This window comes from Devosia sp. 1635 (assembly GCF_013185955.1).
Lineage (GTDB): Bacteria > Pseudomonadota > Alphaproteobacteria > Rhizobiales > Devosiaceae > Devosia.
Genome location: NZ_JABAOM010000005.1, coordinates 140,495 through 166,891 on the forward strand (window position 1 = coordinate 140,495; position 26,397 = coordinate 166,891).

General features: G+C 62.1%; 25 protein-coding genes. 10 read left to right on the top strand and 15 right to left on the bottom strand.

Translation table 11 applies throughout. From position 1 onward, the window contains the following. Nucleotides 1–906: 906 nt before the first annotated feature. On the bottom strand, nt 907–1,524 hold the full coding sequence (locus tag HRU92_RS16885) for an NAD(P)H-dependent oxidoreductase (protein ID WP_173088757.1): 618 nt from the start codon (nt 1,522–1,524) through the stop codon (nt 907–909). 121 nt (nt 1,525–1,645) lie between these two features. Here HRU92_RS16885 and HRU92_RS16890 point away from each other — a divergent pair, with 121 nt between their 5' ends. Beyond that, nucleotides 1,646–2,545: a LysR family transcriptional regulator gene (locus tag HRU92_RS16890; protein ID WP_173088759.1), complete on the top strand. Its 900-nt coding sequence runs from the start codon at nt 1,646–1,648 to the stop codon at nt 2,543–2,545. A gap of 80 nt (nt 2,546–2,625) precedes the next feature. Here HRU92_RS16890 and HRU92_RS16895 read toward each other — a convergent pair whose 3' ends face one another. Continuing rightward, a complete protein-coding gene (locus HRU92_RS16895; RefSeq protein WP_172122221.1) occupies nt 2,626–3,525 on the bottom strand; it encodes a LysR family transcriptional regulator in 900 nt (299 codons plus the stop codon). Between the two features lie 143 nt (nt 3,526–3,668). Between HRU92_RS16895 and HRU92_RS16900 the strand changes: the two genes are divergently transcribed. From HRU92_RS16900 to HRU92_RS16915, 4 genes are all read left to right on the top strand, one after another. Then, nucleotides 3,669–4,400, top strand: coding sequence for an SDR family oxidoreductase (locus tag HRU92_RS16900; protein ID WP_172122223.1), 732 nt, complete (start codon nt 3,669–3,671; stop codon nt 4,398–4,400). Nucleotides 4,401–4,495: 95 nt separating this feature from the next. Further along, a complete protein-coding gene (locus tag HRU92_RS16905) occupies nt 4,496–4,741 on the top strand; it encodes an Atu4866 domain-containing protein (protein WP_349236665.1) in 246 nt (81 codons plus the stop codon). A 114-nt stretch (nt 4,742–4,855) separates the two neighbouring features. After that, on the top strand, nt 4,856–6,229 hold the full coding sequence (locus tag HRU92_RS16910; protein WP_210258504.1) for a cytochrome P450: 1,374 nt from the start codon (nt 4,856–4,858) through the stop codon (nt 6,227–6,229). A gap of 37 nt (nt 6,230–6,266) precedes the next feature. Next, complete coding sequence (locus HRU92_RS16915) at nt 6,267–6,521, top strand: hypothetical protein (RefSeq protein WP_172122227.1); 255 nt, start codon at nt 6,267–6,269, stop codon at nt 6,519–6,521. A gap of 384 nt (nt 6,522–6,905) precedes the next feature. On the opposite strand, the gene HRU92_RS16920 is transcribed toward HRU92_RS16915, so the two are convergent. Further along, entirely contained in the window at nt 6,906–7,631 is a 726-nt protein-coding gene (locus tag HRU92_RS16920; protein ID WP_172122229.1) for an SDR family oxidoreductase, read from the bottom strand. 77 nt (nt 7,632–7,708) lie between these two features. On the opposite strand from HRU92_RS16920, the gene HRU92_RS16925 reads away from it, so the two are divergent. The 3 genes from HRU92_RS16925 (at nt 7,709) to HRU92_RS16935 (ending at nt 10,690) form a co-directional block, all read left to right on the top strand. Beyond that, nucleotides 7,709–8,335: a TetR/AcrR family transcriptional regulator gene (locus tag HRU92_RS16925; RefSeq protein ID WP_172122231.1), complete on the top strand. Its 627-nt coding sequence runs from the start codon at nt 7,709–7,711 to the stop codon at nt 8,333–8,335. A gap of 104 nt (nt 8,336–8,439) precedes the next feature. Beyond that, a complete protein-coding gene (locus HRU92_RS16930) occupies nt 8,440–9,750 on the top strand; it encodes an MFS transporter (RefSeq protein ID WP_172122233.1) in 1,311 nt (436 codons plus the stop codon). Between the two features lie 103 nt (nt 9,751–9,853). Beyond that, nucleotides 9,854–10,690 (top strand): division plane positioning ATPase MipZ, encoded by an 837-nt coding sequence (locus HRU92_RS16935; RefSeq protein ID WP_172122235.1) that lies wholly within the window; start codon nt 9,854–9,856, stop codon nt 10,688–10,690. A 29-nt stretch (nt 10,691–10,719) separates the two neighbouring features. On the opposite strand, the gene cysG is transcribed toward HRU92_RS16935, so the two are convergent. The 8 genes from cysG to HRU92_RS16975 all read right to left on the bottom strand — a co-directional run bounded on the left by cysG (nt 10,720) and on the right by HRU92_RS16975 (nt 19,344). After that, nucleotides 10,720–12,153: a siroheme synthase CysG gene (gene cysG / locus HRU92_RS16940; protein ID WP_172122237.1), complete on the bottom strand. Its 1,434-nt coding sequence runs from the start codon at nt 12,151–12,153 to the stop codon at nt 10,720–10,722. A 13-nt stretch (nt 12,154–12,166) separates the two neighbouring features. Continuing rightward, nucleotides 12,167–13,024, bottom strand: coding sequence for a formate/nitrite transporter family protein (locus tag HRU92_RS16945; protein ID WP_172122239.1), 858 nt, complete (start codon nt 13,022–13,024; stop codon nt 12,167–12,169). A gap of 38 nt (nt 13,025–13,062) precedes the next feature. Beyond that, nucleotides 13,063–13,398 (bottom strand): nitrite reductase small subunit NirD, encoded by a 336-nt coding sequence (nirD, locus tag HRU92_RS16950; protein ID WP_172122241.1) that lies wholly within the window; start codon nt 13,396–13,398, stop codon nt 13,063–13,065. Nucleotides 13,399–13,403: 5 nt separating this feature from the next. After that, complete coding sequence (gene nirB, locus HRU92_RS16955) at nt 13,404–15,851, bottom strand: nitrite reductase large subunit NirB (protein ID WP_172122243.1); 2,448 nt, start codon at nt 15,849–15,851, stop codon at nt 13,404–13,406. 313 nt (nt 15,852–16,164) lie between these two features. After that, entirely contained in the window at nt 16,165–17,385 is a 1,221-nt protein-coding gene (locus HRU92_RS16960; protein WP_172122245.1) for a CmpA/NrtA family ABC transporter substrate-binding protein, read from the bottom strand. A gap of 13 nt (nt 17,386–17,398) precedes the next feature. Further along, nucleotides 17,399–18,022, bottom strand: coding sequence for an ANTAR domain-containing protein (locus tag HRU92_RS16965; protein ID WP_248307213.1), 624 nt, complete (start codon nt 18,020–18,022; stop codon nt 17,399–17,401). Between the two features lie 66 nt (nt 18,023–18,088). After that, entirely contained in the window at nt 18,089–18,727 is a 639-nt protein-coding gene (locus HRU92_RS16970) for a glutathione S-transferase family protein (protein ID WP_127751812.1), read from the bottom strand. A 215-nt stretch (nt 18,728–18,942) separates the two neighbouring features. Beyond that, nucleotides 18,943–19,344, bottom strand: a complete 402-nt coding sequence (locus HRU92_RS16975) for a RidA family protein (RefSeq protein ID WP_172122248.1) — start codon at nt 19,342–19,344, stop codon at nt 18,943–18,945. Nucleotides 19,345–19,501: 157 nt separating this feature from the next. Here HRU92_RS16975 and HRU92_RS16980 point away from each other — a divergent pair, with 157 nt between their 5' ends. Beyond that, nucleotides 19,502–20,095 carry a TetR/AcrR family transcriptional regulator gene (locus tag HRU92_RS16980; RefSeq protein ID WP_172122250.1) on the top strand — a complete coding sequence of 198 codons (594 nt, stop codon included), beginning with the start codon at nt 19,502–19,504 and terminating at the stop codon, nt 20,093–20,095. Between the two features lie 18 nt (nt 20,096–20,113). Here the strand turns inward: HRU92_RS16980 and HRU92_RS16985 are convergent, their stop codons facing one another. Genes HRU92_RS16985 through HRU92_RS16995 form a run of 3 tightly spaced genes read right to left on the bottom strand, consistent with a single transcriptional unit; the run spans nt 20,114 to nt 24,333 of the window. Next, nucleotides 20,114–20,860, bottom strand: a complete 747-nt coding sequence (locus HRU92_RS16985) for an FCD domain-containing protein (protein WP_172122252.1) — start codon at nt 20,858–20,860, stop codon at nt 20,114–20,116. Beyond that, on the bottom strand, nt 20,857–22,908 hold the full coding sequence (locus HRU92_RS16990; protein WP_172122253.1) for an ABC transporter permease subunit: 2,052 nt from the start codon (nt 22,906–22,908) through the stop codon (nt 20,857–20,859). The genes HRU92_RS16985 and HRU92_RS16990 overlap by 4 nt, the downstream gene beginning before the upstream one ends. A 27-nt stretch (nt 22,909–22,935) precedes the next feature. Then, complete coding sequence (locus tag HRU92_RS16995; RefSeq protein ID WP_172122255.1) at nt 22,936–24,333, bottom strand: extracellular solute-binding protein; 1,398 nt, start codon at nt 24,331–24,333, stop codon at nt 22,936–22,938. Between the two features lie 377 nt (nt 24,334–24,710). Between HRU92_RS16995 and ugpC the strand changes: the two genes are divergently transcribed. Then, nucleotides 24,711–25,769 (top strand): sn-glycerol-3-phosphate ABC transporter ATP-binding protein UgpC, encoded by a 1,059-nt coding sequence (gene ugpC / locus HRU92_RS17000; protein ID WP_172122257.1) that lies wholly within the window; start codon nt 24,711–24,713, stop codon nt 25,767–25,769. Nucleotides 25,770–25,819: 50 nt separating this feature from the next. Here ugpC and HRU92_RS17005 read toward each other — a convergent pair whose 3' ends face one another. Next, nucleotides 25,820–26,377, bottom strand: coding sequence for a TetR family transcriptional regulator (locus tag HRU92_RS17005; RefSeq protein ID WP_172122259.1), 558 nt, complete (start codon nt 26,375–26,377; stop codon nt 25,820–25,822). Between the last annotated feature and the right edge of the window lie 20 nt (nt 26,378–26,397).

Genomic DNA, 26,397 nt, shown 5'->3' on the forward strand with positions numbered 1-26,397 from the left:
GCAAGGCCTGCACGGGATGACCGCAACGCTTGATGCCGGTGATCGTTGCCAGCCGAGTGATACCCGATGAATAACGGGCAAAGGCCACTCGCTCCCGTGAGTTCAAGCAGCGCAGGCTTGCGGCGTTCATACAATCTTCAGGAACGAGGGCGCTCTTGGCGCTTAGGGCGTTATCGTCCGCGAACTAGGAATATAGATGCGAATTACTCAACCCATTCTCGGTGCCGTGCTGGCTGGCGCAATCCTTTTTGGAACGGCAGCTGCGGCGCTCGCCGCACCGGCAGTAGCGACGACAAACGTCAACGTCAGAACAGGCCCCGGCACCGGCTACGCAGTTGCCGCCACGCTCAAGCGCGGCGAACGCGTCAATGTTGAAGGTTGTCGCGCTGGCTGGTGCTATGTCAGCAAAAGAGGGCCGGCTGGCTGGGTCTCCTGGCAATACCTGGCAGAGTCGAGCCGCCCGACACGTCCTTCGCCGACGTTTAAATCCGACTTCGGCAGCCCGCCCCGATTTGAGGCGCCCCGCCGCCATGACCCGGTCCGGCCAGGCGCAAGCCGTCCTGGTCCCCACAGGCCCGGCGACGATGGTCCCGGCCGTCCCGGTAGCAACAACGGTCCTGGGAATGCAGGCCCGGGTAAAGATGGGCCCGCAGGACATGGCAACAACGATGGCCGCGGCAACAGCAGGCCCGGCCCGAACACTGGCCCCGGCCCCGGCGCATCCAACGGGCAAAAGCCCTGTGCGATAGGTGCCCCGGGCTTCCCTTTCTGTCGTTAGACACCACTGCTTGAAGGTCCGCCACGGCGGACCTTTTCCGTGGCGAGAGTGGAAAGGTCCTGGGGCCAATTGAGACCGGAGTAGGAGCGTAGGCAGGCCCCGCTAGAAGCCCACATACTCCTGAGCAATCAAGCTGCCGCAGAGCGCTTCATTTCGGGAACCACGGCGTCAACGAACTTGTCCATCGTTGCTTCTCCAAGATCCACGGCCTTTGCGCCTTCGCCATGAATGATCGTCACGTCCGTGATGCCGAGAACGTTGAGTATGGACTCAAGATATCGCGGCGCAAAATTGAGGTGCTCGATTGGTGAGGCGGCTCCATAGATTCCGCCGGACGCGATGATCACAGTGGCCTTTTTGCCGGTCAGCAGACCCTTGCCATCAAATCCGAGCGTCAACCCCTTGCGCACGATATGGTCGATCCAGGCCTTGAGACTGGCGGGGATATTATAATTGTAGACTGGCGTGGCAATGACCAACTCGTCGGCCGCAAGCAGTTCCTCAACCAAAGCATCTGAGAGACGAAGCTGCGCTGCCATGTCCGGCGTATGAGTATTCGGTGGGGTGAAATAAGCCGATAGCCACGGCATGGTAACATGGGGCAGCGCAGCTACTGCCAAGTCGCGCGTTATGACTTCCCCATCCTGGTTCAAGAGCCGCCAGTTAGAGATAACGCGTTTCGTAAGCTGGCGGGAAATCGACGCCTCGCCCCGCGGGCTGGTTTCGACAACGAGAATTTTGGGCATTGAAGTTGGTCCTCGAGTTTGGCTGAGACAGCCGGAAAATTCGAGGCAGGTTTTAGTGCCCTTGCCCTCACAGCAGGAGCGATAATAAACTGATACAAACCATCGGCTGGAGAGATGGACCTTGATTGGCAATCTTAGTCTCGACCAGCTACGTATCCTGGTTACCATCGCGGATGCCGGCAGCTTTTCCGCCGCTGGGCGGCAATTGAGCCGTGCGCAATCGGCAATCAGCCAATCTGTGGCGACTTTGGAAGCGGCGCAGGGCGTATTGCTATTTGACCGCAGCGGCCATCGCCCGCGCTTGACGGAAACCGGCTGGGTGTTGGTCAGTCAGGCGAGGATGGTGTTGTCGAGCGCAGCACGCTTTGAAGCCGTAGCCGCTGGCGCCCGAGGCGGGATCGAGCCCGAGCTGGCTCTGGCTATCGACCCACTTGTGCCCACTGGCCCGCTCATCGAAAGTTTGCGCGCCCTACATCAGGCCTATCCGCATCTCCCCATCAGTTTCTCCACCGAAGGCCTTGGCGGGGCCCTGCGCCGTTTGCGCAACGGCGATGTTGCGCTGGCGTTTTGCCTTTTGCTGCCGGTTGTGCCCCCTGACGTGGTGGCTTCATCATTGTTTCGCGTCGCGCTTACGCCGGTCGTCGGGGCCGAGCATCCCTTAGCCAAGCTCGATCGGCCCGCAACTCGTGCCGACCTGGAAAGCCACATCCAGCTCGTCCTTTCGGATCCGGTTGAGCGCGATGCAAACAACTACGGCCTGACGGGCGCTACACCCTGGCGTTTCGTCGATCTGGGGCGCAGGCTGGACTTCCTCCTGGCCGGGTTCGGCTGGTGCCGAATGCCCGAACATCTGATTGCCGACCATGTCGCAGCAGGAGATTTGGTTCGCCTGGATCTGGCCCAAGATGCCCAGGCGCCCGGAGATGCGTTGACCATCTATGCCGCGCGCATGGTTGACAAAGTGCCCGGCCCGGCCGGGCAGTGGCTACTCAAGGATTTGCAGGCTCGACTGTCGCTCTGATGGTGTCGGGCAAGCCGCGGCTCCATTGCGGTTCAAGCTTGGAGGTGCTGCTATCGCCTATCCCCGTCCGTTTGCGGGGGCTACTCTTTGCTCCGCAGATCACGAATGTGATCGAGAAGCGCCCGCAATTTTGGAGAGACCGTGCGTCTGCTGGGGAAGTAGATGAAGAAACCTGCGAAGGGCGGCAGCCAATCGTCCAGCACCGAAACCAATTCCCCTCTCTCCAAGTAGGGTTGGAAGGTTTCTTCGATGCCGAAGGTGATGCCGCCACCCGCCAACGCCGTGCGAACCATCAACAACATGTCATTGGTCGTCACCTGAGGTTCCACGGCAACGTCGAAGGCCTGACCGTCCCGCTCGAATTCCCACCGATAGGGCGCAGATTGTGGATGTGGCCTCCAGCCGACGCATCGATGATTGGTGAGTTCTTTGGGATGCCGGGGCCAACCGTATTTCTCGAAATACTTCGGCGATGCTACGGCCACTTGCCGTTGCTGTCCGGTCACTGGAATGGCGACCATGTCCTTTTCGATCACCTCACCGAGACGGACACCAGCGTCGTATCCTGCGGCAACGATGTCGAATTCATCGTCCGAGACCGTCACGTCCAACGTGATGTTCGGATAAGCTTCCGCGAATGAAGCGATAAGAGGGCCCGAGAGGAACCGCTCGGCGATGGAGGTGGCGGTGATCCGCAAAAGGCCCTTGGGCGCTCCAACCGCGTCCATCGCAGTCTCTAGGGTGGCTGTGATCTCGGCCAGGTGAGGGGCAACTCCCTCAAGCAGCGTTTCTCCAAATTCCGTCAAGCGGACGCTTCGTGTCGAACGCTGAAACAAGGGCTGAGACAAGATGTCTTCGAGCCGCTGAATGCCTTGGCTCACGGCAGAGCGCGTGACGCCGAGCCGGTCGGCAGCGGCCCGGAACGTGCCGCCCTCGGCGACGGCCACAAAGACACGCAAAAGGTTCAGATCAATGGCCATTGGTTAGCAAAGCTAACCTCAGCATAGGGCAGAAGGCAAATTGTGTTTGCGGACTAAATTGCCATTCTTCAGGCCGACGGCAGCGTGGACAGACCGGTCGGGGACTTGCCGTCGGCACCACAAGCGGGAAGAAGGAGAACACCATGGGTCGCGAAGGCAAAGTCATTCTGATCACCGGGGCCAGCAGTGGCATCGGCGCCGGTATCGCCCGAGAACTGGGAGCAAGTGGGGCCAAGCTTATGCTCGGCGCCCGCCGAACGGACCGGCTCAAGGCCTTAGCAGAGGAAGTCAGGGCGATTGGCGGTCAAGCCGAGTTCGCTGAACTCGACGTCACCGACCGCGAGGGCATGGCGCACTTTGCCCAGACTGCGCTGGGCAAGTGGGGGCGTATCGATGTGCTCGTCAATAATGCAGGCGTAATGCCCCTTTCACCGCTCGATGCTCTCAAGCTCGATGAGTGGGAGCGCATGATCGACGTCAACATCAAAGGTGTGCTTTGGGGTATTGCGGCGGTGCTGCCCGCGATGAAGGCGCAAGCATCGGGTCAGATCATCAATGTCGGCTCGATTGGCGCGCTCGCCGTCACTCCGACGGCCGCGGTCTATTGCGCGACCAAGTTCGCGGTACGCGCCATCTCGGATGGTCTCAGGCAGGAGAGTGACACAATCCGGGTGACCTGCGTCAATCCTGGAGTCGTGGAATCCGAACTTGCATCCTCGATAACCGACCCAGCCACGGCAGAAGCGATGACCGAATGGCGGAGGATCAGCCTCCAGCCAGAGGCCATCGCCCGGGCGGTCCGGCACATCATCGAAGCGCCGGACAATGTCGACACCAATGAGATCACCATTCGGCCCACTGCGGCGGCGCACTGAGGAAGGCGACAATCATGAGATTGGCGCCAATTTGCCTGGCTATGACTCTCGTCCTGGCCAGTACCCCGACATTTCCTCAAGACGGAGCAGACGCTATGCAGGCTCACCCCTATGTCGGCATGTGGGTTACGAAAGATGGATATGTCCGTCACCAACTGCTGCCTGATGGCCGGTATGACGAAGCCCGGGGAAACCGCGAAAGTGCCTATCAGGGTCGCTATGAGATCGAGGGCGATCATATCGAGTATTGGGACGATACCGGTTTCACCGCCGATGGCGATTTCCTCGATGGTGTTCTCCATCATGGCGGAATGGTGCTTTACCGCCTCTCCGAGAACTGAGCCAGGTACGGCCGCCTCTGGGAGCCGCATCCGGCGCAGCAATCACCCATGTGTGGCTTTGGACTAGGGAGGTGATGCGGTAGGAGTGGCTCACCTCGAACGAGGAGCACGGCCTTGCCCGCGACCGACCGGCCTATCCTGCCGCCCCATGTTGAGCCCCATCGCAAGCCCTTATCTATCCTCCAGTCGGTGCGGGCTGCACGCCGCAGCGTGCTCGAGATCATTCCCGCCATTGCTTATCAGCAACCTATAGTGTCGGGGCGAATGGGCGCGGCGCGCTGGCACATGGTGCAGGATCCGGCGTCCCTGCGGCGGATCTATCTCGACAATGCGGCCAACTACCCTAAGTCCGAGGTCATGCTGCGCATGCTTCGCCCAGCCATCGGCAATAGTCTGTTCACCGCCGAAGGCGCCGACTGGCGTTGGCAACGCCGCGCCGTCGCGCCGGTTTTTGCGCAGCGCAATGTTACAGCACTCGCGCCAGTGATGACGGCAACCGCGGAACGCGCCGCACAGCGGCTGCACACGGCAGGGCCGCATGCCGAAATGCTGGGAGAAATGCTGACCGCTACCTTCGACGTCATCTGCGAGGTCGCCTTGTCGGGCCGTGAGCATTTCGATGCACGAGCCTATGGCGCGGCCATCATTCGGTATTTCGAGACCGCCGGACGGGCATCGCTTCTGGACTTTCTGCGCGTCCCCAGCTGGTTTCCGCGCCCAGGAGAACTGCTGGGGTATAGCGCCGTCCACACCATGCACGACATGGTCGCCAAGGCCATCGAGGCTCGCCGCGAGCAAGCCACCGGCCAGGCTGATGATCTACTCGACTTCATGCTCAAGGCCAATGATCCGGAGACCGGGCGCACAATGTCGCCTCAGGATGTGCTGCACAACATGCAGTTCTTCATCGTCGCGGGCCACGAAACCACCGCGCTCGCGCTCAGCTGGGCCTTGCAGCTCCTGGCCATCTCCCCTCAGATCCAAGAAGAAGCCAGCGCGGAGGCACGGAGCGTTCTTGGCGATCAGCCTGCAGGGCTTGATCATCTTGAAGCCATGCCGCTGGGCCGCCGCATTCTTGAGGAATCCATGCGGCTTTATCCACCAGTGGGGTTGCTGGCCCGCGAAGTGCTCGCCAGCGACCGTTTGGCGGGCCGCGATATTTACGCCAATGACGTGATTTTCCTGCCGCTCTATGCGCTGCATCGCCATGCCATGCTGTGGGAAGACCCTAATGTATTCAACCCGGACCGCTTCCTGCCCGAACAGGTCAAGGCCCGTGATCGCTATGCCTATCTACCCTTTGGTGCAGGCCCGCGCGTATGTGTCGGCGCCAATTTTGCCATGATGCAAGCGCAGATCATTCTGGGGACCCTACTGTCTCGTTTCCACTTCGACCCGGGCCCGCGTGCGCTGCCTTCCCCGACCATGCTGATGACCATTCGTCCCGACACGGGGATCAACCTGCGTGTGACACCGCGGTATGCATGAGGCACGGACTAGCCGCCCATTTCATAGAAGTACACCAATGTCACGACGCACGCCGACGACGTTTATCGCAGCCGCAATCTGTACCGCGCTCTTGTGGGTAGGGCCTGCTCAGGCGGCTGGCGAAGCCGCGCCTGACTTCGAGCTGTGCAAGTCGCAGCTGGAGCTTTTAATCTCAGGTGGGAAGTTGACGTCGGACGAGGCTGAGGCCTTCAAGGCGCAGTGCGACTGCCTCGCCGAAAAGGTGCACGAGCAGGTGAGCAAGGACGAGCTTTCCTGCGTGCGCGACTGGTAAAGCGCTGGCATTGGTCGCCCCCGGCAGCCGGGCATTGCATCCGTTCTGAATCGTTCAGGCTGGTAAAAGAGAGTGTCGTCTATCCGTTACCTGCGTCTACGTCGCTGTTCGGGCGCCACCAAGGCTTGGTTCCAGGGCTGAGCGGGTGTCAGGCGACCGGCGCAGGTTATCGCAGTACCCGTCAGTAGCGCCTTAGCGGTGAGCCCTGTGCCCCCAGGCGCCACTGGCGCTAATGGTGATCGAGAGTTGGGTGCGAGCCTCATGCCACCTTCAACTGGAACTAGCCCCCCGTAGCCGTGGCGGGCATCCTGCTGCCCATTGATAGGGCGCGAGGCTGGTTGAGACCCGTGAACTCCCGGGCGAGCGCCTGGGGGGCTTTGCAGGTTACGGGATGAAGGAGGCCAGTTGCTCCTGGAGCATGGGATACAGCTGCTCACCTTTCATGTTCAGCATGGATTTAAGGCCTCGGGTCGGTTCATCGGCCAAAATTTCGAGCGCGCCGGCAGCAATACCGTCGTAGGCTTGGGCGACGACGCTTGCGGCGGTCACCTTGGGGACATCCCAGCGCGACGACATGGGGGTGTCGATCATGCCCACCAGCAATCCAACCACTTGCGTATTTTGTCCCTGCAACTGCGAGCGCAGGCCATTGGTGGCTGCCCACATCGCCGTCTTGGAAACGGCGTAGCCCGTCGACAGGCCGCTCCAGGCGGCAGCCGAGAGGATGTTGAGAATTGTTCCGCCACCGTGTTGCGCCAGCACGGGCGCGAAAGCATTGGCGGTGGCCAGGGTCCCAAAGAAGTTCGTTTCAAAGATATGCCGCAACGCGTCTTCTGGGCCCGCGAGGGAGTCATTTGCGGGTGCAATGGCGGCATTGTTGATGAGCAGATCGACATCGCTGGCCATGGCTGCGGTGGCAGCAATTGCCGTCGCATTGGTGATATCGAGCGAAACCGGGGTGACGCGGGGGTTGTCCCACTGGCGCGGGGTTCGCGCTGCGGCATAAACCTTACGGGCGCCCCGGTCCAATGCCTGGATCACGAACTGCTCGCCCAGACCCCCGTTGGCGCCCGTAACCAGGATTGTACGGCCCGCGAGTGACTTTTCCATGTGAACTCTCTATGTAAGTGGGGATGTTCCCCACAAAACTTATATGGGGACTGTCCCCACTTTGGCAAGGAGGGCCGATGGCGCATGTGACAGGAAAAAACGAGGGCGTGGAAAACGAGCGGCGGCTGCGCCGTCCGCGCACCGATGCCCTGCGCAACCGTCAGGCGATCCTTGATGCAGCGCGCCAAATTTTTGAAGCTGAAGGGGTGTTGGCGCCGCTGGACGGCATTGCCGTGCTCGCCGGGGTTGGCAATGCCACGCTGTACCGCAACTTTCCCACGCGCGACGACCTGCTCGCCGCGGTGATGCAATCAAGCTTTGTTGACGCTCTCAACTATGGAAAGTCGCTCTCCGACAGGCTCGAGCCAGCCCAGGCGCTGGCGGAATGGCTGGTCGGACTGGCGTGGCGGCTGCATATCTGGCACGATCTGCCTTATTGTCTGGCTGCGGCCCATGCAGATCCCTCCGGTTCGTTGAACGACTCTTGTCAGCCCATCATCGAGGAAACCGGGCGCTTGTTGCAGGCCGCCCGGGCGGAGCACCGAGCGGTCGCCGATGTTGCCGCCGAAGAGGTGTTCGAATTGGTTCTCGCCTTGTCCTGGGCGATTGATCGCTATGGGGATACCGAAGAAATGGCGCGACGTCGGGTGCAGTTGGGGACCGCCGGCGTCTTTGTGCAACCCGACCTGCAGGGCCAGCGCTAACAGCCTGTCTTGGCGACATCGAGCACTGCCCGAACAGGTCGGCAACACCTCCGATTTGCGCTAAGTCGTTGTTCGGCAGACTAGTCGCGAGTGAGAATATGACCATGCAGGAGACTGTAGAAAGCGTCTTGGAGCGGGCGGGTGCGGGTCGCTTTCAGTGGCACCTGCTCGGCATTTTTGGGCTGGTCTGGGCGGCTGATGCCATGCAGGTCCTCGCTGTCGGGTTCACCAGCGCGTCCATCGCCGCGACCTTCGGCGTGTCCATACCCGAAGCGCTCCAGACCGGAACGCTATTTTTCCTGGGCATGCTGATTGGCGCAAGCCTGTTCGGACGGCTCGCCGACCGCTTTGGCCGCCGCCGGGTGCTGCTGGTCACGGTGATCTGCGATGCCGTGTTTGGCCTTCTGTCGGTATTCGCACCCAACCTTGCCGTGCTGTTCCTGCTGCGGTTCCTGACCGGCATGGCCGTGGGTGGAACGCTGCCGGTGGACTATGCCATGATGGCCGAGTTCCTGCCGGCCAAGAACCGTGGTCGCTGGCTGGTGATGCTGGAAGGGTTTTGGGCCGTGGGGACCGTCGCAGTGGCGGTGGCGGCCTGGGCCGCCAGCATCTTTGTGACGAGCGATGCCTGGCGCTGGATTTTTGCCGCCACCGCAGTTCCTGCGCTGATCGGTATCTTCCTGCGCTTTTGGGTGCCCGAATCCCCGCTGCACCTGCAACGCACCGGCCAGGATGCGCAATTGCGCCGGACCCTCAACCGCGTGCTGCGCACCAATGGCAAGCCGGAGCTGAGGCAAGACCAGACCTTGGCGCCCCATGTGGTGGCGACCGGCGGCAGTTTGTTCTCGCCCACGCTGCGCCGACGCACATTGGCCATTCTGAGCGTCTGGTTTCTGGTGTCGATCTCGTATTATGGCGTGTTCACCTGGCTCCCCGGTCGCCTTGCCGAAGAGGGCTTTGGCTATGTGCGCGGCTATGGTTTCCTGGTCATCGTCGCCTTGGCGCAGTTGCCCGGCTATGCCTTGGCCGCCTATGGCGTGGAAGCGATCGGCCGCAAGCCGACGCTGATCGGCTTCCTCCTGCTCAGCGCCGCGGGCTGCGCCTTGTTCTTCCTTGCCGGCAGCCCGGTGCTGATCGGGGGCGCCATCCTGCTCATGAGCTTTGCGCTACTGGGCACCTGGGGCGCGCTTTATGCCTTCACGCCCGAGCTGTTTCCCACGGCGCTGCGCGGCACGGGCATGGGGGCCGCGGGGTCGGTTGCGCGGTTTGGCGGCTTGCTAGCACCATCGGCCCTGGCTGTTGTGATCGCGCAGGATTTCTCCCTGGCAGTAGCGCTGTTCGCGGGCCTCCTCATGCTTGGCGCCGTTGCCGCCTTGTTCGTTGATGCCGAAACCCGCGACGCGGTTCTCACCTAAACTTGTCCACTGCAAAGTGCTGGAGAGTGCCCAGCATTAGCGTTTTGTTAACCATGAAATCCCTTGATGCCGGGGAAGCTCAACCCCGAATTGGAGTCGACGAATGGCCGAGGGCGGCGCGCACATCATTGCGGTTGGGAATGAAAAGGGTGGCTCGGGCAAATCGACCACGGCCCTGCACTTGGCTGTTTACCTGCTGCATCAGGGCCATCGCGTCGCCACCATCGATGTGGATAGCCGCCAGCAAACGCTGACGCGCTATATGCGTAACCGGCGCAACACGGCTGACACCAGCGGCCGTGACATCCTCATGCCCAAGCATGTCCATCTTCCCACCGCTTGGGGCGATTCCGTGAGCGAGAACCAGCGGGTGGAGCTAGACATCTTCAACCGGGCCATGGATGGACTGCGCGGTGAGGTCGATTTCGTGGTTATCGACACGCCCGGATTTGACGGCAATCTCGCGCGCCTTGCCCATGGCTCCGCCGATACGCTGGTGACGCCCATCAATGACAGCATGATCGATCTCGACGTTCTCGCCCGCATCGATCCCAAAACGGGCGAGCCGCTCGAGGCCAGCCCTTATTCGCGCAATGTGCAGAAGGCGCGGGCGGAACGCCAGCAACGCTCGGGCCGGAGCATAGACTGGGTTTTGGTGCGCAACCGCGTCTCCAATCTAAGTTCACACAATGCCAGCCGGGTGCAGGACACAGTGGAGCGCCTGGCGCAGGGTCTGGGCTGCCGCGTCGCCGATGGCATCGCCGAGCGCGTCATTTTCCGTTCGCTGTTTTTAAGCGGCATGACGGTGTTCGATCCGCTCGATGCAGGCCTCCTCGGCGGGGCACCGTCGATATCGCATGTCAACGCTCGCCACGAATACCGCGCGCTGGTTGCTGCCCTCCAGCTACCTGAACGCCGCTCACTGCAGCTTTCTGCATAAAGCGGCACGGCCCGGTCCCTGCTGCCTGGTTAAAGCGCCAGTACCCTCTCCACTTCAAGCGATGGGCGAAGACCCATCGCCGCGCCGATCGCGATGATGATAGGCTGGCTCAGATCCAGCTGCGCCATGTCCGAAGGGGCGTCGGCAAGGGACGAGTGCACGATGACTTGCCCCGGTCGGCTGATATTGCTCGCCAGGACCATGGGCGTTTGCGTCGGCATGCCGTGGCGCAGCAAGCCATGGACGAGTGTCGAGCAGGTGCGTCCGGCCATGTAGTAGATATGGGTGGTCGATGGATCCGAGAGTGCCGGCCAGTCAAAGTTCTCCGGCAGCTGCCCGTTGCGGGCATGACCGGTGACGAAGCGCACCGACTGGGCGCAATCTCGGTGCGTGAGCGAGAGCTTGAGTTCGGACGCAAGCGCCAGCGCGGTGGTGATGCCAGGAACCACGTTCACGGCTACGCCCGCAGCCTCAAGCTCGGCTATCTCTTCGCCAGCCCGACCGAAGATCATCGGGTCGCCTGACTTGAGCCGCACCACGTGACGCCCCGCCTTGGCGAGGGCAATCATGGTGCGGTTGATGTCTTCCTGCCGGCAGCTTTCCCGGCCACCGCGCTTGCCCACGAGGATGCGCTTGGCTTCCCGGCGGGCCAGTTCCAGCACCTCGTCGGAAACGAGATCATCAAAAAGGATGACATCAGCCGCCTGGAGCGCCCGCAAGGCTTTGATTGTGAGAAATTCGGCATCGCCCGGGCCCGCCCCGACCAACGTCACGCCCCCGACTTGTGCGCCCCGAGCCTGGTTGATCCAGTCGTCGATCTTGGCGTGTTCCGGGCTCGTGCGGAAAGCCTCGTCGGCCAAACGCTGCCAGAACCAGCGCCGTTCGGCTCCGGGCCGGAGCAGGTCGGTGGCGCGTTGGCGCACCCGCCGAGCCAGCCCCGCCCACTCGCTCAGCGTGGCCGGCAGCATGGTTTCGATGCGCTGACGCACTGCTTGACCGAGGATCGGGGCAGCACCGCTCGTCGAGATACCGACCACCAGCGGTGAGCGATTGACCACGGACCCAAACTGGAAGTCGCAGAAATCGGGTTTGTCGATGACATTGACCGGCACGCCCAGGCGGCGTGCGGCAGCAGCGAAAGCGGCGGCTTCCGCCTCGTCCTCGCAATCGCCCACGGCCATGGCATAGCCCTGCCAATCGGCGGCGCCCCAATGGCCTGGGACAAGTCTGACCTGACCGGTCCCGGCCAAGCTGGCCATTTCCTCGCAGAGTTCGGCTGGCAGTGCATGAACCTCGACGGCAGCGCCAGTTGCGGCCAGGAGTTCGGCTTTCCAGGCGGCAGCCTCCGAACCACCGGCAAGCAGGATGCGCTTGCCGGCGAGACGGTAAAAGACTGGGAGAACAGCGAGCGGAGCCAGTCGCGGGCGGGGAGCAGGGCTGGGTTGGCGTGGAACGATGTGCATCTGCGCCTCCCTTTTACTCGGCCGCGACGGCATTGACGTCGATCTCGCGCAGCACTGCTTCGGGCTGCTTGCGCGATGGGGCGGTGCGGCTATGGGTGGCGTATAGGGTAAGGCCCACAAAGGTCAGCCCGCCCACCAGATTGCCGACAACGGTGGGGATCTCGTTCCAGACCATGTAATCCCAAAAGGAGAACTGGCCGCCCAGAAGAATGCCCGAAGGGAACAGGAACATGTTCACGATGGAATGCTCAAAGCCCATATAAAAGAACAGCATGATGGGCATCCACATGCCGAGCACCTTGCCGGTCACCGAGTTGGACATCATGGCCGCCACGACGCCTGTTGAAACCATCCAGTTGCAAAGAACGCCGCGGATGAAAAGTGTCAGCATGCCCGCAGCGCCGTGTTCGGCATAGCCAAGCGTGCGGCCTTCCCCGATATGGCCAATGCGTTCGCCCACCGCATCGGGTGCCTGGGAAAAGCCGAAGGTGACGACCACGGCCATCATCAGCGCCACGGTGAGGGCGCCCGCAAAATTGCCGGTGAACACCAGCCCCCAATTGCGCAACACGCCGCGCATTGTCACCCCGGCGCGCTTGTCGATCAGGGCCAGCGGCACCAGCGTGAACACGCCGGTCAGGAGATCAAAACCCATGAGGTAAAGCAGGCAAAAGCCGACGGGGAAGAGAATGGCACCGGCTAGCGGCTGGCCGGTCTGCACGGTGATGGTGATGGCAAAGGACGCGGCAAGCGCCAGAATGGCACCGGCCATGAAGGCGCGGATCAGCGTGTCGCGCGTCGACATGAAGACCTTCATCTCGCCGGCGTCGATCATCTTCTTGATGAAGTCTTTGGGGGCAACATAGTCCATGATGTTCTCCTGAAGGGTGCGGGTGAGATTGGCGGCGGTCAGGCTGCGGTGGTGGCGCGCAAACAATGCGCGTCAATAAGGATGCGGCCGTTGTGGAGGCGCAGTGGATAGGTGCGGACGGCGCCCGCGTCGGCGCCCTGGGCTATGCCGGTTTCGAGCGAAAAAACCCAATTGTGCAGCGGACAGGTGACCTGCGCGCCGTGGACGATGCCCTGGCTCAACGGTCCGCCCTTGTGCGGGCACTGGTCATCAATGGCGAAGACTTCGTTTTCGGCGGTGCGGAAAACGGCGATCTTGCCCAAGGCGGTGTTGAGGCACCGGGCGCCCCGCGCGGGAATGTCGCCGAGGCCGCCAATATCGATCCAATCGGTCATGGCGCTCACTCCGCTGCCTGCAGCATCTGGAAATCGGCCAATGCTGCAAATTCATGGGCATCCTTGCCGTTGACCCGCTCTTCCCAAGGATCGATCTGGGCGAATTTTTGCGAATAAACGAAGCGCTCGAACAGCTGCCGCCGCCTGGAAAGGTCCTCCACCACATGGGCCTTGATGGAAGCCGAGCCGACGCGCTTGGCCCATTTGTAGATGCGCTCGAGATAGCGGCCCTGCTCGCGATAAAGCTGGGTCAGGGCGGCGATGATTTCGACAGTCTCGTCTTCGGTCTTGGCGTGGCAGAGAATTTCCGTGCCCTTGATGTCGAGACCTGCGGCGCCGCCGAAATGGATCTCGTAGCCGGAGTCCACGCAGATGACGCCGATGTCCTTGCAAGTGGCCTCGGCGCAGTTGCGCGGACAGCCCGAGACCGCCAGCTTGAGCTTGGCCGGGGTCCAGGAGCCCCACATGAACTTTTCGATTCTGACACCAAGGCCGGTGGAATCCTGGGTGCCAAAGCGGCACCAGTCCGAGCCGACGCAGGTCTTGACCGTCCGCAGCCCCTTGGCATAAGCGGCGCCGGACACCATGCCGGCCTTGTTGAGATCCGCCCAGACGGCGGGCAGGTCCTCCTTCTTGATGCCGAGCAGATCGATGCGCTGGCCGCCGGTAACCTTGACCGTGGGCACGTTGAACTTGTCGGCCACGTCGGCAATGGCGCGCAGTTCGGCTGCGTTGGTGATGCCCCCGAACATGCGGGGCACCACAGAATAGGTGCCGTCCTTCTGGATGTTGGCATGCACGCGCTCGTTGATGAAGCGCGACTGGGCATCGTCCTCGTATTCCCCCGGCCAATTGGCAACGAGATAGTAGTTGAGCGCGGGACGGCACTTGGCGCAGCCGCAGGAGGTTTTCCAGCCCAATTCCTGCATCACCGCGGGGATGGATTTGAGCTCTTGCGCGATGATCAAGCGGCGCACTTCGTCATGGCCAAGCTCGGTGCAGGGGCACATGGGCTGGATCGCCGCCGGATTGTAGCGGTCGCCCAGGGTCGACATCAGCAACTTTTCCACCAGCCCCGTGCAGGAGCCACAGGAGGCGGAGGCCTTGGTGTGGGCGCGGACCTCATCGAGCGAGGTCAGGCCCCGGGCGGCGATGGCACCGGTGATGGCGCCCTTGCACACGCCGTTGCAGCCGCAGATTTCGGCGTCAGCAGGGAGGCTCGCAACCGCAGCCAAGGGATCGACGGCAGCGCCGCCCCCATAGCCTTGGCCATAGATCAGCGTATCGCGCATCGGGGCGATATCGGTGCCGCGCTTGAGGAGGTCGAAGAACCAGTTGCCGTCGGCCGTATCGCCGTAAAGCACCGCGCCCAGCACCCGATTGTCCCTGAGCACCACCCGTTTGTAGACGCCAGCCGCAGCATCGCGCAGCACGATCTCCTGGCGGTCGTCGGCCTCGGCGAAGTCGCCGGCCGAATAAAGGTTCACCCCGGTTACCTTGAGCTGCGTGGCGGTTTTGACCGGGCTGAACCGGGCCGGCACGCCGAGGAGAGAACTGGCCGCGACTCTGGCCATCTCATAAAGCGGCGCGACCAGGCCGTAGACTGTCTGCTGGTGCTCAACGCATTCGCCCACAGCGAGAATGTCCGGGTCGGAAGTGGCCATTGCATCGTTGACGACAATGCCCCGGGCGACCTCGATGCCCGCATCGGTCGCCAGCCGGGTTTCGGGTCGAATGCCGGCCGCCATGACCACAAGGTCTGCCGGGTAAACCGTGCCGTCCTCCAGCAACACGGCTTCCGCCCGGCCATTGCCCAGAATGGCCTTGGTTTGCGCCTTGCAGTGGACCTTGATGCCGCGTCCTTCCAGCTCGCGCTGCAAAAGATAGCCGGCGGCTGCATCGAGCTGCCGGTCCATGAGATGGGCCGCCAGGTGCAGCACCACCACATCCATGCCGCGCCTGCGCAACGCCGCCGCCGCTTCAAGCCCTAGCAGGCCCCCGCCGATGACCACGGCCTTGGCGCCGGGTTGCCCGGCGATCGCCACCATGGCGTCTACATCATCGAGGTCGCGGAAGGCGCGGACGCCCGGCAGGTCTCGGCCTGCAATGGGAAGGATGAAGGGGGCTGAGCCCGTGGCGATGACCAGACGGTCGTAGCGGGTCTCGACGCCTTCGGCCCACACCGTCCTGGCTTGGCGGTCGATCCTGGTGACCGCCTGGCCGAAGCGGCATTGGACGCCATGGCTGGCGTACCAGTCTGGAGCGTGGGTCACGATATCTTCATAGCGCTTCTCGCCGGCCAGCACCGGCGAAAGCATGATGCGATTGTAATTGCCCCGCGGCTCGGCGCCGAACAGGGTGACATCGAACCGGCCAGGCGCCGCCTCGAACAAATGTTCCAGCATCCGGCCAGAGGCCATGCCGGCGCCTATGATGACGAGTTTTTCGGCCATGTTCTTCCCATCAAGCTTGGGTCGTGATCGGACCCGGAAACCAAAAACGAAAACGCCGCCAACCAGCAGGACCCCCGTCGCAAGACGAGGCTTCTGAAGGTTGGCGGCGTTGCCAAAGATGTGGCGCCCTTCATTGGACGCCGAAGTCAGTGCGCCGGAGCGCTCGAAAATGGTAGTGCAGGAAACGTGCCAAACAGTCGGGCGGCACAATACGAACGCTGGATCAGGTGCTTAGCTGAACTCCGCCGGTTTGCGATAATCCAAGCACAGCCCTGCCTTTGCCCGGCAGTTCAGCAAGCTGCATCTTTCTTGGTCAACTTTGTTGGGCGGCAATGTAATCGTCCAGCCGGTCCGGATCGAACTGCGCCGCATCGAAAAACATATCTGGACCCAGCGTCAGGCGACCGCCGATCGCGCCCATTTCGGTCGGCTCGGCGAGGGCGCCTTCGATCTTGCTGCTCGCGCCAGGCACGGGCATGTTTATACCCGAAAGCGCGGCGCGGTAGAGGTCGGGCCGGTAGCTCGCTGCGGCACGCGCCGCATGCTCTGGCTTATGGGCGACCTGACCCCAACGCACCATCTGCGAGTAGAACCACAGAGCGTGGCTGACCCAGGGGAAGTTGGCCGCGCGGGAATAGGGCACGAAGAATTCGGACATTGCATGTTCCTTGCCCGCTTCGAATTCGAGCCGGCCCGTGATGGCCCGCAACAGCAGGTCCCCCTCCACACCCAGCCGGTCATCGCGCGCCAGCATGCTTGCGAGCGCCGAGTGGTTGGCCGGATCCTCGCACCAGCGTGCCGCTCGCGTCGCGGCGCGCAGCAATGCGGCGAGCTGTTCGGGGTAGCGCTGCGCCCATTGCAGCCTTGTGCCCAGAACCTTGTCGGGACTCATCTGCCAGATCTGCCCCTTGGTGGTGACAATGCGTCCGACCCCGCGCGCGACAGCCATCGAGCCATAGGGCTCCCCGACGCAAAAACCATCGGTGCGCTTGGCTGCGAGGGCATCAGCCTGGAGGGGCGGGGGCACGATGACAATGTCGACCTGACGATCGGGGTCGATACCGGAAGCGGCCAGCCAGTAGCGCAGCGCATAATTGTGGGCGCTTTCCGGATGCACCACCGCCAGGCGCAAGCGCGGCTCGCCCGCGCGGTGCCGCCGCAAGACAACTTCGCGCAGTGCCGCGCCGACGGGCCCCGGCGAGCCATCTTCGGGCGCGCCGGCCGCGGCCATGGCGGCCCACACCGCCATGGACATGGTGATTGCGGCGCCGCCCAAGCCCAGCGCCATGGGTGCAATCACGGCGGCATCGAGTGGCGTTAGCCCCAGATTGGCGCTGATCGGCATCGGCCCCAGCATATGGGCGACGTCCAGATGTCCGATGGCGACGCGATCGCGGATATTGGCCCAGGAGGTTTCGCGCACCAGATGCAGGTGCAGCCCTTCGCTTTCAGCAAAGCCGAATTCTTCCGCGGCCAGCAGCACGGCGCTGTCGAGCAGCGGCACATAGCCGGCAACAATTTGGGTCAGGCCCATGCTGTGTCCCTCTTCATGGTCCCAGGAGCTCGGAAGCCGTCACCAGCGCCTGCGCGATTTCGAGGATCTTGCGGTTCTGGTTCATGGCGGTGGAGCGCAGCAGCCCATAGGCCTCTTCTTCGGAAAAGCCACGGGTCCGCATCAGGATACCCTTGGCGCGCTCGATTATCTTTCGCCCCTGAAGTTCCGAACGGGCGGCTTCGAGTTCGTTGCGCAACCGGGAATAGGCACGGAACCGCACAATGGCCATGTCGAGGATCGGCTTGATGCGCTCCTTGCGCAATCCATCAACCACATAGGCCGAAACCCCGGCCTCCACCGCAGCCTCGATTTCGGCGGGGTCCGATTTGTCGACGAACATGGCGATGGGCCGCTCGATCGTGCGGCTGAGGGCAAAGAAATGCTCGAGCACATCGCGATTGGGATTTTCGAGATCGACAATGACGACATCGGGCGCAAACGCGCGAATTCGGCCAGCCACATCTTCCATGTCGGTGACGATCTGCACCGTTGCGTGTCCCGCTTCGCGCAAACCGGCCTCGATGATCGAGGCCCGAATGGCGTTGTCGTCAATCAACAGAATGGAGAGCGACTCAGCCATGGCCTCTGAGGTCAGTTGTGGCAGCACCAAATTCATGTGCTGCCGATCCTTGGATGTCTACACCCCGCAGCCAGGTTTGCGCGCGTGGTGTCGGCTCGATGATCAGCTTGGCACGGGAGGAAGCTCGGGGGCAGTGGTTCCCGCGAAGGGATCTCGCCATGCCTCGATGGCCTCCATCCGCCGGTACCAGCGGCTCACGGCCGGGTAATCCTTGATGGGCAGTCGCGCGATATCGTTGAAGGGCAGGAATGTGCCCATGCGGAAATCGGCGTAAGACACAGCGTCCCCGACGAGCCAGGTGCGATCCGCCAGCTCAGCCTCGAGCAGCTGCGCTGCGGTGTGAAACCGCTCGAGCCCCTCCGCAACTGCAGCGGCATCGTAGGGCCCGAGACCGTAACGGAGCTTGGTGCCGCGCTCCCAATGTACGGTGTCACAAGCTTTGACGAAGTTGTCCTTGCCCCAGCTGATCCAGCGGATCATCTCGGGTTCGTCGGCATCGGTGCGCCAAAACTGCGATCCGACCTGTCGCGACAAAAAGCAGGCAACTGCATCCGTTTCCCAAATCGGCCTCGGGGAAACCTCGAGAATGGGCAAAAGCAAGTTCGGGTTGAGGTGCAGATAGTCCCCGGCTCGGCTTGGATCCCGGGGTGCAGCGAAGTGGAACTCGATATCCGCGCCCAGATATTTGGCGACGGCCACTGCCAGCCTCGGATTGGGGTTGCGACTAAAATGCAGTTTCATCAGAACCCGTTCTCGTTTTGCCGCTCGGTCCTAGGACGGATCACAGTCGAGCTCTTCGACAGCGGGAGAAAAAAGGCTGCCGCCACTCCCCCGGTAAGGCCGCTGACATCATCGCCAATAGCGGGCGGCCAGCGAGGCGCGGAAGGGGCCGGCAGCGGCGGCGAGGCTCGACCAAGGGACGCCGGGCCGGCCACGGAGAACCGTGCTCGTGCTCGCTAGACGGCCGCGGCCGGGATGCGGGCGATGACCTTGATTTCGAAATCAAAGCCGGCCAACCAGTTCACCCCAACGGCAGTCCAGTTGGGGTAGGGGGTGGTGGTGAAATTTCGTTGCTTCACCGCCATGACGGTCGGGAACTGCTGTTCCGGATCGGTGTGGAACGTCGTCACGTCAACGATATCGTCCAAACCGCCACCCGCGGCTGCGAGGATCGCCTTGAGATTGTCAAAGGCGAGTTGGACCTGACGCTCGAAGTCCGGCTCCGGGCTGCCATCGGGCCGGCTGCCCACTTGTCCCGACACAAACAGCAGGTCACCCGAGCGGATTGCTGCGGAATAGCCATGCTGCTCGTAAAGGGCGTGCCGGTTGGCCGGGAAAATTGCTTGGCGTTCAGTCATCTCGATCTCTCTTTCCTGTGGGCCGTCCGGCACTTGACGAGGCAACAGCGGTTTCGCCGGACGCTGATTTGATATACGGTGCGTATGCCCTGATATTCGACATGCATTCCGTATGTCAACTGATATACGCGGCGTATGCAAAAAGAGATGACGAGAAATGGCGAAAACCCGCGCTGTTGCGATGGAAGAAACGCGCAGCAAGCTTGTTGCCGCAGCCCGCAAGGCGTTTGCGCAGAAGGGCTATAGCGCTGCCTCCATGGATGATCTGACCGCCGATGCTGGCCTGACGCGGGGCGCGCTCTACCATAATTTTGGCGACAAGCGGGGCCTGCTGGCGGCCGTGGTCGACCAGATCGACAGCGAGATGGCCGGGAAGGCACAAGCCATCGGCGAGCGCGCGGGTGACGAATGGTCGGCCCTGCTGGCGGAGGGGGAAGCCTATATCAAGATGGCGCTCGACCCAGAGGTTCAGCGCATTGTGTTGCTTGACGGCCCGGCCGTGCTGGGGGATCCCTCGCAATGGCCCAGCCAGAACAACTGCATGCAGGTGACCAAGCGCGCGGTGGAAAACCTCATGGCCGCCGGGGTTCTCAAGCCCGTTGATCCCGAAGCGGCCGCCCGGCTATTGAGTGGCGCTGCCCTCAATGCGGCGCTCTGGATCGCCGCCTCCGACAATCCTCAGCATGTCCTGACCAAGGCCGTCGATGCGTTCCGCTCCCTGGCCTCGGGTCTGCTGCTGCGGCCAGACTGAACTGTGCGTCGCCCGTCCTCAGGGTTCCTCCGAATAATCCTGGAAGGCTGTGATGCCGATATGCAGGTGTGATTGCAGCGCATACTGGTAGCGGATCCGGTCCCTCTGCTCCAAGGCGTCCACCACCGCCGCGTGCTGCTCGAAGGTTTCGCCGGTGAAGTTATGCAATTGCTTGGCGCGCTCCATGATGCGGATGATGATCGGCTTCATGATGCGATAAACGTCGGTGACCGCACGATTGGTGAGGATCGACACCAGGCGCAGGTGAAAGCGGAAATCCAGCTCGGACGCTTCCACGATCGAGCCGGCGGCGCGAAGTTGATCGTTGACCTTGCGCATCTCGAGGATGTCCTCGGGCTGCATCTGATCGAAGATGGTGTCCACCGAGCCCACTTCGATGAGCCGGCGGAAGCCCTGGATGTCGTTGAAGGTGCGCCGCGAGATGTCGAGCGTGTTGAACGAGAACAGATCGAGTGCCCGCTCCATCCGGTCATCGATAATGGTGGCGCCAACCTTGGGACGCACCGAGACCACCCCATAGGCCTTGAGGATACGCATGGCTTCGCGCACTGTGTTGCGGCTGGCCTGGAACCGCTCGCACAACTCCCGCTCCGTCGGCAGGCTGTCACCCACGCCCAATCCGCCATCGGAGATGAGGCCGCGGATCTTGAGGACCATGCCGTCCACCGCGGAGGGGATGGAGCTGCGCACCACGGAGGCGTTCAGCGCTCCGCTTGCCCTTCCGACCCGCGATGCCTCGTTCACCCCTTTACCGCCCCCACTGTCAGGCCCTCCGACAGGAAGCGCTGCGCATAGATATAAAGCACGGCAACAGGAATGGCGGTCAGCAGCGAGGCTGCCATCAGCTTGCCCCAAGGCAGGATATCTCCCACCACCATGGATTGCAGGCCGATAGGCAGCGTGCGCAGCGACTCGCTGGTGATGAACACAAAGGCGAAAAGGAACTCGTTCCAGGCATTGGTGAAGGCAAACAGCGTCACCGACAGGATTGCGGGCGCGGCCAAGGGCAGGGTGATGCGCCAGAAAATATAAAGCCGGCTGGCGCCATCGATCCGGGCTGCTTCCTCCAGTTCCACCGGAATGGAGCGGAAATAGCCCATCAGCACCCAGGTGGCGAAGGGCAACAGGAAGGTCGGATAGGTGATGATCAGGGCGGCGTGGCTGTTGATGACGCCAAGATTGGTCAGGGTCTGGTAGAGGGGAATAAACAGCAGCGTGCCCGGCAGCAGATAGGTGATGAGCAGCAGCGTTGTCAGCAAGCCGGCGCCACGAAAGCGCAGCCGCGTCAGCGCATAGGCCGCCAGCGACGCCAGGGCGACGGACACCAGCGTGCTAAGGGCGGCGACAAAGGCCGAGTTCATCAGCCAGGTGAGGAACGGCGTATCCTGCAGCAGCGAGGAATATTGCTCCAGCGTAGGTGGATCGGGCCAGAAGATCGATCGACGCTCACTGATCTGCGGCGTGGATTTGAGCGAGGTCGTGATGATCCAGTAGAAAGGGAAGATCACGAAGGCGAGGAACGGCACCAGGACCAGCAAGCGGGTGAGCGGGCCGGCATTGGACCGTGCGGTGCGTCGCAGGATCGGCTGGGCGGCAGGGCGCCCGGTGGCAACGCGAATGCGGCGGACCATCCATTCGAGCCCGGCGAAGATCAGCTCGATGGGGAGGAAAACCAGATCAAGGATGATGTTGACGAGCCGCGCCGCGCCCGCCAGCAGCCGGTCGGTCAAGCCGGGGCCCCGCTCGGCACTGCCGTCACGCCGGTCGTCCTGGCGCATGAAGCGAGCCAGGAGCCAGATCAGGATCGCCATGAGCGGCGCGACGCTGAAGGCGACGGCAATGCCAGGACCATATTGCAGCGAGCCCAGCGCCTTTTCATAGGCGAGAATGGAATAAAGCTTGGTCGCCCCGCTCGGACCACCGCCGGTCATCAGGAAGGGCAGGCCGAACTGGTTGAAGGTGGAAATGAACGACAGCAGCAGGGTGACGACGATCACATAGCGCAGGCTGGGCAGGGTCACATTGCGGAAGCGCTGCACCGCATTGGCGCCATCGACCTGCGCCGCTTCGATCTGTTCGCGATCGACGGCCTTGAGGCCCGCCAGCAGCAGCAGGACGAAAAACGGAATGCCTTTCCACACATTGACCGAGATGACGCTGCCCATCGCCATATTGGGATCGGACAGCCAGCCCAGCGGCCGGTCGATGACACCAACGCCCTGCAGGATCGGATTGAGCCCGCCAAACAAGGGATCGTAGATGCTCTTCCAGGCCAGAGCCGTAACGATTTCCGGGACGATCCAGGGCAGGAGCATGATGCCGCTGAGCAGGCTGCGGAACGGCAGGCGGCTGTTGAGGATCAGCGCGACGGTCATGCCGATAACGAATTTGAGGCTTAGCGACCAGAAGGTGAACTGGATGGTGTTCTGCATGGCCTGCAGGAAGTCGCTGCTGGCCCAAAGCCGCTGGTAATTGCGCAGACCGACATTGGTGGTTTCGCCGGTCAGGAAATTGAGCGAGGTCATGCTGATGAAGATGGCACTGACAAAGGGCCAAAAGATCAGCAGCGCCATGATCAGCACCATGGGCAGAACAAACAGATAGCCGACCTTCCAGTCCATCCCCAGGATGCCATCGAGCCGCTTGCGCAGGCCGAGCCGGCGGGAAACAGGTGCCATCGTTACACTCATGCGGTCGTCCATGCGCACCTCCATCGGGCCGGACGCTCCCACCTGCGGGTGGCCGCCGATGTCCGGAATGTCCAGCATTGGTAGCGTTGGTGCGACGGGCATTGTTGGACACCCGTCGCCGGGGGCCGGCTAGAGAATGCCGCCTTCTTCGAAGATCTGGACGATCTTGTTGTGCGCGTCGGTCACTGCTTCCTGCGAGGTCATGCGGCCCGAGATCACATTGCCCATGGATTGCTCCAGCACGCCCTGAGCGCGAATGGCGTCGATCTGCGCGGCCGGTGGTGCTGGCCAGGAGGCCCCGATAAAGGGATCCTGGGTGTCCACCTGCTCCTTGATGATCGCGTAGTTTGGATCGGCGGCGAGGAGTTCCTCGGTCCACAGGCTTTGATAGGCTGGCATGAAGAGCCCGCCGGCGACCGTGGACATGGGCGTGAAGTTAACGGGATCGAGCAGTTCGAGCGCCAGTTTCTTGGACAGCTCCACATTGGGAGCGCCCTTGAAGATGGTGAGCCAACCGCCCACGGCGCCACCATTGCGGTGATCGCCATTATTGGCGGTGGGCTGTGGCAGCATGACCGTGTTGGCAAAGACCGGATTGTTGTCGCGCTTTGCTGCCGCGTAAAGCGAGTATTGATTGTGGGTATAGCCGGTGCTGCCAGCGAGCCAGGCTTCGTTGTTGGAGATATCACCCCAGCTTTCCACGCCCGGCGGCAACATGGCGGCGTATTTGCCGTTGCGATCATAGGTTTCGCGGACGAACTCAAAGGCTGCCACGGTTTCAGGCGAGTCGAACTCAACCTTGATGCCGGTTTCGTCGGTAAAGTGGCCGCCAAAAGCGTTGAGGATCGAGGTTGCCACCCCCCAGCCATCGCCGGACTGGTTGACCGTCAGGCCCCAGCCGTAAAAGCCGTTGGCGGGATCGGAGATGGCCAGAGCGGCCTCACGGCGCTGCTCCCAGGTCTGCAAGGTTGCCGGGTCGATACCCTTTTCGGCCAGCTTGTCCTTGCGGAAGAAGGCGCCCGTGGTGTTGGCTATAAAGGGAACCGCAACCCAGCGACCATCGATCTTGCCAATACTTTCGGCATTGATGCCCTGCATGACATTGCCATAGCGGCTTATGGCGTCCTCGACCACGTCATTGACGTCTTCGAGCAGGCCCAGCAGGTGCATCTGGGGAATGGAAACGGTGCTGGTATAGGCCAGATCGGGCGGATTGCCGGCCCGCACGGCTGCCGACATCTTGCCCAGGAAATCGCCAAAGGCCTCGGGATTGGTGGTGGAGATATCGAGTTGGGCGTTGTTGGCGGCAGCGAACTTGGCCACGGCATCGCGGAACAGGTTCTGTGCCGCCTCGAAATATTCGGTGCGATGGATCACCGTCAGCTTGCCGGCGCTCCCTTGGGGCAGCTCGGCCTCTGGCTTCTCCTGGGCAAAAACCGGCAGGCCCTGGCTTGCGGCCCAAAGGCCAACGCCAGCCGCGCCGCCCCTTCTCAATATGTCACGGCGATTGAACTTGTCCGACGTCATGTTTCCGTTTCCTCCTGTTGGAACATGGCCAAGCGCTCGCGAAGCAAGCCTATGGGTCAGCAATCATCGCAAGCTGTATTATCCTCCTTGGGGCTGAGCTCTTTGGCTCTAGCGCCCATCACAGTCAAAGCAGGCTTTTGTCCCATCATTGACAGCGAATACTCTAGAGTTAGGACAGATATTGCGGCGGAGTCAATCTTTTGTCCCACAATATACTTGAACCGGCTGCCCCTTGGTTCTAGACAGGATTGCAGGCAAGGCGTGCAGACACTGTTTCGTCGAGGAGGGCGGAACGCGTGTCCACACGCGCCAGCCCTTGGCCAGCTGTCTTGAAACTGCTGGCTCGTGACCGTTGACCATCGATCTGGGAGGGACAGATGGGCGCCGTGACGATCCGGGACGTTCGCAAAAACTATGGCAGCCTCGAAGTGCTCCATGGCGTCAACATCGACATCAATGACGGGGAGTTCGTAATTCTCGTCGGCCCGTCGGGATGCGGGAAATCCACCCTGTTGCGCATGATTGCCGGGCTCGAGGACATCACCGGGGGCGAGATCGCCATTGCCGGCAATGTGGTCAATGACCTGGCGCCCAAGGACCGCGATATCGCCATGGTCTTCCAGTCCTATGCGCTTTACCCGCATATGACCGTCGAGGAGAACATGGCCTTCTCGCTCAAGCTGGGTCGTGTTCCGAGGGACGAGATCAAGCAGCGGGTGGCCAGTGCTGCAACCGTGCTCGGCCTCGATCCCTACCTGCAACGCTATCCGCGCCATTTGTCGGGCGGGCAGCGGCAGCGCGTGGCGATGGGGCGGGCCATTGTGCGCAGTCCCCAGCTTTTCCTGTTCGATGAGCCCTTGAGCAATCTCGATGCCAAGCTGCGCGTGCAGATGCGCAGCGAGATCAAGCTGAACCACCAGCGTCTCAAGACGACGACCGTTTATGTCACCCATGACCAGATCGAAGCCATGACCATGGCCGATCGCATCGTGGTCATGCATGCCGGCAATATCGAACAGATCGGCACGCCGCTGGAGCTCTATGATTATCCCGCCAATCTGTTCGTCGCCGGCTTTATTGGCTCTCCGGCAATGAACATCATCGCCGGCTCGCTTGCCGGCTCCGCCTTTCGCTTCCCCGATGGAACGACTATCGACTTGGGAGCGCTACCGGCGGGGGTAGAGGATGGCCCGATGACCCTTGGCGTGCGTCCCGAGCATTTGCGTCTCGATCCGGCTGGAACCATGGCGGAGGTGGTCGTGGTCGAACCGACCGGCTCAGAAACCCAGGTTACACTTAACCTGGGCGGGCACGATCTCGTTGGCGTGTTTCGCGAGCGGATCCGCGCACAACCCGGCGAACGGATCGGCATTGCCTTTGACAGCAGCCTTCTGCACCTGTTTGACGGCGGCACGGGAAGTCGCATCATCCGGTGACCGCCCGAACGCGTTCCGGTTGGCCCGGCAAGGGCGAGCATTCGCCGCTGCTAAGAATCCTCGAACAGGTAGCGCTGCAATGTGGCGCCAATGGCTGCGACCGCTTGCGCCGGGTCGAGCTGATCATCGCCCAGGTTCAGCACGTAACGGCAATAAGCCAAGCCGAGGATTTGTGTAGCGATGAGGCTGGCGCGGTGCTGCGCGCCCTTTTCGCCGGCAAGCCGCGCCACCAGAGGCAGGATCTGGCCGTGCAGTATGGCGAGGATCTTTTCTGCGGCCCTGCTATTGGTAGCAGCGGTTCGGACTAGCACGCGGAGCAGGTCGTCCGCCTCTCGCCCTTCCCAGCGCTTGAAGAAGTGTTCGATCAAGTGCCGGCCGATCTCGGCCTTTGGCACCCCGCTGAGGTCAGGCAGTGCAAGATCGATAGCAACGGCTCGGGCGAACAACTCGTCCTTGCCGCCAAAATAGCGGCTGATCAGCGCCACGTTCACTCCCGCTTCGGCTGCGATATCCCTGACCGTGGTCCGTTCGAAGCCGTTCACCGCAAAGTGCCGCCTTGCTGCATCGAGCAGCCGCTCCTGAGTGGCTTCAGAATTCCTGACCATCATGCCTTCTCATGTAAACAAGT